Origin of the sequence: Rubneribacter badeniensis (genome assembly GCF_002899695.1) — a bacterium.
GTDB lineage: Bacteria > Actinomycetota > Coriobacteriia > Coriobacteriales > Eggerthellaceae > Rubneribacter > Rubneribacter badeniensis.
In genome coordinates, this window is the sequence record NZ_PPEL01000143.1 from 1 (window position 1) to 4,605 (window position 4,605).

Genomic DNA, 4,605 nt, shown 5'->3' on the forward strand with positions numbered 1-4,605 from the left:
GTCCCGCCCCAAACGCCCCCATCACGCCCTGCATCTCCGCAACAGGGCCACGCCCCCGCGCCGTGCGCAGCGGCCTTACCGCTCGCTCATCGACACGTACGCGCGCTTGCCCTTGCGCACGCTCTTGTACGCAGGACGGATGATACGCTTGCCGGACACGATCTCCTCGAAGCGATGCGCCGCCCAGCCGGACATGCGCGCGCAAGCGAACAGCGGCGTGAACAGATCTTCGGGAATGCCCAGCATCGAGTACACGAACCCGGAGTACATGTCCACGTTCGCGCACATGTCCTTCCCCGTGCCCTTCTCGCGCACGATGACCTCGGGTGCCAAGCGCTCGATGCTCTTGAGCAGGTTGAACTCGGCTTCGTACTCCGTGCCCACCGCCAACTTCTCCGCGTACTTCTTGCAGATGACGGAGCGCGGGTCGGACTTCGTGTACACCGCATGACCCATGCCGTACACGAGGCCCGTCTTGTCGAACGCCTCTTTGTTGACGATCTTCGCCAAGTAGGCGGCGACTTCGTCGTCGTTGTCCCACTGCTTGACGTTCCGCTTGATCTCCTCCTGCATCGCCAGCACTTGGTGGTTCGCCCCGCCATGCTTTCGGCCCTTCAGCGAGCCGATGGCTCCGGCATACGTGGAGTAAGGATCGGTGTTGGCAGAGGTCAGCACCCGCGTGGTGAACGTGGAGTTGTTGCCGCCGCCGTGCTCGGCATGCAAACACAGCATGATGTCGAGCATGCGCGCCTCGTCGGCGGTGAACTGACGGTCGGGACGCAGCATGGACAGGATCGTCTCGGCGGTGGACTGCCCCGGGATGAAACGGTGCATGATCATGGACTCGTTGTTGTAGCGGGCGCGCTTCGCGTAGTACGTGAGCACCATGATGCGCGGCAAACGCGAGATGAGGGAGATCGCGGTGGCGATCTCGTGATGCGCCGAGCGCTCCTCGGCATGAGCGTCGTAGGCGTACAGCAGGAGAACGGAGCGCGCGAGCACGTTCATGATGTCGGGCGGGGTGTCGCGCATGATCATGGAGGCGGTGAACCCGTTGGGCAGCTCGCGCTCGGCGTCGAGCGCCGCGACGAACCGGTCAAGCTGCTCTTGCGTGGGCAGCTCGCCCATGAGCAGCAGGTACGCGACTTCCTCGTAGTTGAAGCGCCGATCGGCCGCCTCGATGTCCAACAGGTCGTACACGTCGTAGCCGCGGTAGCGCAAAAGGCCCTCGTCAGCGATCTTCTCGTTGTCCGACACCACGTAGCCGTGCACGTTCGCGATGTTCGTAAGCCCAGCAACCACGCCCGTGCCATCGGCGTTGCGCAAACCGCGTTTCACGTCGAACTGCTCGTACTCAGCCGCCTCGATGGAGTTGATCGCCTTGAAGTTCTCGTACAACGCGATCTGCTTTTCGCTGGCCATGGCGCATCCTTCCTGCCGCATGATGGGCGCGGCCCCTCTTTCAAAATGTACGTGACGGCCGCCCTTCCGATCGTGCGGCTTCTGACGAATATGGCAAAGGGAGCATACGTCTTTCTCCCTATGATAAAGCGCTGCGCCTCGCCGCACAATGAACGAGCGCCGGTTACTCGGCGAAAACACAGGGAGGCACCGCGTGCGTGGGGAAGCGCGTCGGAGAACGGCGCAACCCACATGGCCATTGCTTCGCCAGGGGATGACGATTGGACAACGCGCGCGCTCACTCCCCGAAGCCCCGCGGCGCTTCCCTACAATGGTGCCACGCGTCGAAAGCGAGGATACCTTTTGATCGAAACCATGCTCACCTTGCTCGTCGAAAAACGCGGCTGGTTCTTCGACCTGCTCGCCCAGCATATCGGCCTCTCGCTCGTGTCCATCGCGTTGGCAGCCGTCATCGGCCTCTCGCTCGGCATCGCCATCGCGCAGTGGCGCCGCGGGGCGAAGCCCGTGCTCGCGCTGGTGAATTTCGTGTACACCATCCCGTCTATCGCGCTGTTCGGATTCCTCATCCCCGTCACGGGCATCGGCGACCTCACCGCCGTCGTGGCGCTTACCGTGTACGCGCTGCTGCCCATGGTGCGCGGCACCTACGCCGGCCTCGCCGCCATCGACCCCGCCATCGTCGAAGCGGCGCGCGGCATGGGCTCCACCGATCGCCAGCTGCTGTACCGCATCGAGCTGCCGCTGGCCGCGCCCGTCATCATGAGCAGCATCCGCACCATGGCGACCATGACCATCGCCCTGACGGGCATTGCCAGCTTCATCGGGGCGGGCGGCCTGGGCGTGGCCATCTATCGCGGAATCACGACGAACAACCTGGCGATGACGCTGGCGGGCAGCGTGCTCATCGCGCTTTTAGCCATTGCGGTGGATGCGCTGCTGAGCATCGCCGAGAAGGCGACGCGCCGCCACCTCGAGCCGTCGAAGGAACGGACGCGCGCACGCAGGCCCGCACATGCGCCGGCGGGCATGCGCGCACGCAGAACGCGCCTCGCCCCCGCCATCGGCGCGTTTGCGGCGATCATGCTCGTGGCGGGCGGCGCGCTCGCCCTCGCGCAACGCGGAGGAGGAGACGCACTGGACGCGCTCGGTGGATTGGGTGGATCGGATGGACCGGGTGCGGCGGGCAGCGACGCCGTCATCAGCATCGCCACAAAGCCCATGACCGAGCAGTACATCCTCGGAGAGATGCTCGATCTGCTCATCGAACGCGACACCGACCTCACCGTAGAGCTCACGCAAGGGGTGGGCGGCGGGACGGCCAACATCGAACCCGGCATCGAAAGCGGCGACTTCGACCTCTATCCCGAGTACACGGGCACCGGCTGGAACGCCGTGCTCAAACACGAGGACACGTACGACGAATCGCTGTTCGACACGATGCAGCAGGAATACGAATCGCAGCTGGGGCTGACCTGGGTGGGGCAGTACGGCTTCGACAACACGTTCGGCCTGGCCGTGAGCGCCGATGTGGCCGAGCGCCACAACCTGCGCACGTACTCCGACCTCGCCCGCGCGGCGGGCGGGCTGCGCCTCGGCGCGGAACCCGACTTCTTCGACCGGCAGGACGGCTATCCGGGACTGCAAGAGGCGTACGGCATGAACTTCGGCAGCACGCGCGACATGGATATCAGCTTGAAGTACCGCGCGCTGTTCGAGGGGCAGGTGGACGCCATCGTCGTGTCCACCACCGACGGACAGGTGGCCGACGAGCGCCTTGTCGTGCTCGAGGACGACCGCGGCTTCTATCCGTCCTACCGGTGCGGCAACGTCGTGCGCCTCGACACGCTCGCCGCGCACCCCGAGCTGCAAGAGGAACTGCTCAAGCTGAACGGAGCCATTTCGGATGAGGAGATGGCGCGCATGAACAACGAGGTCGAAACGAAAAGCCGCGAACCGCGCGCCGTGGCCGAGGAGTTCCTTGTCGCGAAGGGGCTGATGTAGATGGAGCGCCTTGAGAGCATGCGCGCCGAAGCGGGGCGCGCCGAAGCGGGACGGAGCGACACGCCGCGCGCAGGTGCGGAGCGGAACGGCATGCCGCGCGCGGATGCGGGACGGAACGCCGTGCCGCGCGCGGGTGCGGGACGGAGCGACATGCCGCGCGCGGGTGCGGGACGGGTTGACCCGCCCGCCGTCGCGTTCCACCATGCAACCAAACGATTCGGGAGCAGCATCGCCGTGAACGACGTGAGCGTCGCCGTAGAGGAAGGCTCGTTCGTCACCGTCATCGGAAGCTCCGGATGCGGCAAGACCACGCTTCTCAAGATGGTGAACGCGCTGGTCATGCCCGACGAAGGCAGCGTGTTCGTGCAGGGGCGCGCCACGTCGGAGCTCGACCCCGTCGAACTGCGCCGCTCCGTGGGATACGCCATCCAAGGCAGCGTGCTGTTTCCCCACCTCACTGTGGAGCAGAACATCGCCTTCGTGCCCAGCCTGTTGAACAAGCACGACCGCCGACGCACCGACGCGGCAGTGAAGAAGTGGATGGACCTCGTCGATCTGCCTTCCACCATGCGCGCCCGATACCCCGCCGAGCTGTCGGGCGGTCAGGCACAGCGCGTTGGCATCGCCCGTGCGCTGGCGGCAAGCCCCGACATCCTGCTCATGGACGAGCCGTTCAGCGCCGTTGACGCCATCACGCGCAGCAGCCTGCAAGACGAGCTCAAGCGCATCCACGAGCGCACGGGCATCACCGTGCTGTTCGTGACGCACGACATCGACGAGGCGTTTTACCTGGGCGATCGCGTGCTTGTCATGGAGGCCGGGCGCGCCGTCCAGTACGCTTCGCCGCACGACATCCTGAGCGCTCCCGCCGTGCCCTTCGTCGACAGGCTTGTTGCGAAGCGAAGGGCGGCGTACCTGAGCTAGCAGACGGCGGCCCGAAACGCCGATCACGCAGAGCGCCGGAAGCGACATGCGCTCGCCCTCGTCTCCTCGCACATCCACCCGCCGCCCGCAGCTGCGGCCCACTGCCAGCCCCCGCGCGCGAGGCCAGGGCCACGTTGATGGTCCGCGCGCATGCCTCGCGCGCACGCCGTTGCCCACACCCTCCGCGCACAAGGCCGACAGCCGTGTTGACGGTCCGCGCACCTCGCGCACGCCGTTGCCCACCCCCCCCCCCCCCCC

General features: G+C 66.1%; 3 protein-coding genes. 2 read left to right on the plus strand and 1 reads right to left on the minus strand.

The window, feature by feature from the left end:
• Positions 1–75: 75 nt before the first annotated feature.
• Positions 76–1,422, minus strand: a complete 1,347-nt coding sequence (locus C2L80_RS13190; RefSeq protein WP_103263361.1) for a citrate/2-methylcitrate synthase — start codon at positions 1,420–1,422, stop codon at positions 76–78.
• Between the two features lie 342 nt (positions 1,423–1,764).
• On the opposite strand from C2L80_RS13190, the gene C2L80_RS13195 reads away from it, so the two are divergent.
• Both C2L80_RS13195 and C2L80_RS13200 read left to right on the plus strand, forming a co-directional pair.
• A complete protein-coding gene (locus tag C2L80_RS13195) occupies positions 1,765–3,423 on the plus strand; it encodes an ABC transporter permease/substrate-binding protein (protein WP_239939027.1) in 1,659 nt (552 codons plus the stop codon).
• The gene (locus C2L80_RS13200) at positions 3,424–4,347 is read left to right on the plus strand and encodes an ATP-binding cassette domain-containing protein (protein ID WP_239939029.1); all 924 of its coding nucleotides are present in this window, start codon (positions 3,424–3,426) and stop codon (positions 4,345–4,347) included.
• Positions 4,348–4,605: the final 258 nt, after the last annotated feature.

Bases quoted from the DNA above. Each gene is read 5' to 3' on its own strand.
- C2L80_RS13200 (WP_239939029.1), top strand. From the start codon at position 3,424: ATGGAGCGCCTTGAGAGCATGCGCGCCGAAGCGGGGCGCGCCGAAGCG.
- C2L80_RS13190 (WP_103263361.1), bottom strand. From the start codon at position 1,422: ATGGCCAGCGAAAAGCAGATCGCGTTGTACGAGAACTTCAAGGCGATC.